1 protein-coding gene is annotated in these 1762 nt (G+C 66.8%); it reads right to left on the reverse strand.

The annotated features are described in order from the left end of the window. Window positions 1-71: 71 nt before the first annotated feature. Window positions 72-1622, reverse strand: coding sequence for an ISL3 family transposase (locus LDL49_RS56345; RefSeq protein WP_308016329.1), 1551 nt, complete (start codon window positions 1620-1622; stop codon window positions 72-74). Window positions 1623-1762: the final 140 nt, after the last annotated feature.

Consider the following 1762-nt stretch of genomic DNA (forward strand, 5'->3'; position numbering starts at 1 on the left):
TGTCGGCGTACGGCCACCGGTGCAGAGCCTGGTACAGGTAATCGGGCTCTGTCGCTGATCTTGTGACGTCGTCAGTTCCGTTGCAGGATCCGCTTCCGGAGAAGGTCGAAGTTCGCCCGACCGTACCCCTGGCGCTTGATCAGCTTCACTCGCGTGTTCTGTCCCTCGGCCTGACCAGAGCTCCAGGGCAGGGACAGACCCGCGGTGACGGCGTCCAGGTCGTAGGTGAGCCCATCGGCGAACTGGCGGAGATGAGGAAGGTTGTGGCCGCGGACGCTGTCAATCCAGCTCAGCAACTGCTCGCCATGTAGGTGGCGCATCATGGTGGCGAAGGCGCGGACGTGCTCGACAGCGGCGTCGAGTTCGGGGCAGGCGATCCGGATCTGTTTGAGTTCGTGGGCATCGTTTGGATGCATGTTGCCGGGATCGGTCATGATCCACCGGGTGACCCTGCGGGGCCGTGGGACGGGCCGGGGCGGCGGTGGCGGGACGCTGCCTTGCTTGAGGAGGCGCACGTAGAGGCCGACGGTGCTAGAGCTGCCGCGATAGCCGCGGGCCTGCAGCTCGCGGAACAACTGCAGGGCGTTGCGGCATCCCTCGGCGACTCGCTGAGCCAGGTAGGGCTTATGGGCGTCGAGCTTGCTGGCGCGGTTGGTGACGGTGGCCAGGAGTTCGTCGAGGGTAGCGGCGCGGGCATAGCGGCGTACGGAGTAGTAGTCGAGGTTGAGGTCTCGGCTGATGCCCTTCAACGATCGCCCTTGAGACACCAGGTCTTGCACCGCGCTGTAGCGTCCGATTGTGCGGGTCACTAGCTTGCGGTTACGGCCGCGGACGTCGAGATGGCCGTCCGGCAGGGCGGTGGGCTGGGCCGGGGAGTCGTGTGGGTGCTCGTCGGGTTGGTCGACGTAGGCGGTCTTGATGCAGGCGTGGTGGGCGCCGACCGTCTTCTCCACCGCCTCGGCAAGGTTGTGCCAGACGTGCCACCTGTCGGCTACTTGCTGGGCTTGCGGCGCGCCGGTGCGGGCGGCCTCGGCGTAACTGCGGGCCCTATCCCGGCACACAATCTGGATCTCGGGGTGGCCGGCCAGCCATGCGGCTACCGGTCCGGATTCCCGGCCCTCAAGCACCTCGATCGGGCGTTTACGTTCCAGATCGACGACGATGGTCGCGTACCGATCCCGTTTGCGCAGCGCGAAGTCGTCCACCGCCACCACCCGCACCGAGCCGACGGGCTCCTCGGGTAACGCACGAACCATCCGCAGCAGGGTGTCCTTGGCCACCAGCAGCCCAAGACGAGCTGCCAGCCGGGCACCGGCCCGTGCGGCCATCGCCACCGCGATCGAGGTCAGCATCGTGCGCAGCACCGGCGTGTATCGGGCGTGCGGGCTGGTCAACCCGACAACCTGCTCGGCGAACGTCACCACCGCACACGCGGAGTTGACGCACTTGAACCGGCGCACCGTCACCGCCAGCACCGTCCTCCACCCACCGACCGCGGCGTCGGCCAGGCGCCGGACATACCGGCCATGCACCCGGCCCGAAGCTCCACCGCACTGTGGGCACATCCCTTCCATTTCGCGGACACGGGCATGCAGCGTGATCACGCCCATCGCCCGTTCCATGCCCTCAACCACGAGCCCTGCCAAGTGCGGAAGCAGGCCCTCAACACATCCCGGAATGCACCCCGAACATGATCAACTACCGGATGGCTCCGCGTCACAAGATCAGCGACAGAGCCCGTTCATCCGTACTCACCTCTGCA

This window comes from Nonomuraea aurantiaca (assembly GCF_020215705.1).
GTDB lineage: Bacteria > Actinomycetota > Actinomycetes > Streptosporangiales > Streptosporangiaceae > Nonomuraea > Nonomuraea aurantiaca.

What these genes read in the sequence shown, in the direction of transcription:
- LDL49_RS56345 (WP_308016329.1), bottom strand. Translation starts at nt 1,622, where the DNA reads ATGGAACGGGCGATGGGCGTGATCACGCTGCATGCCCGTGTCCGCGAA.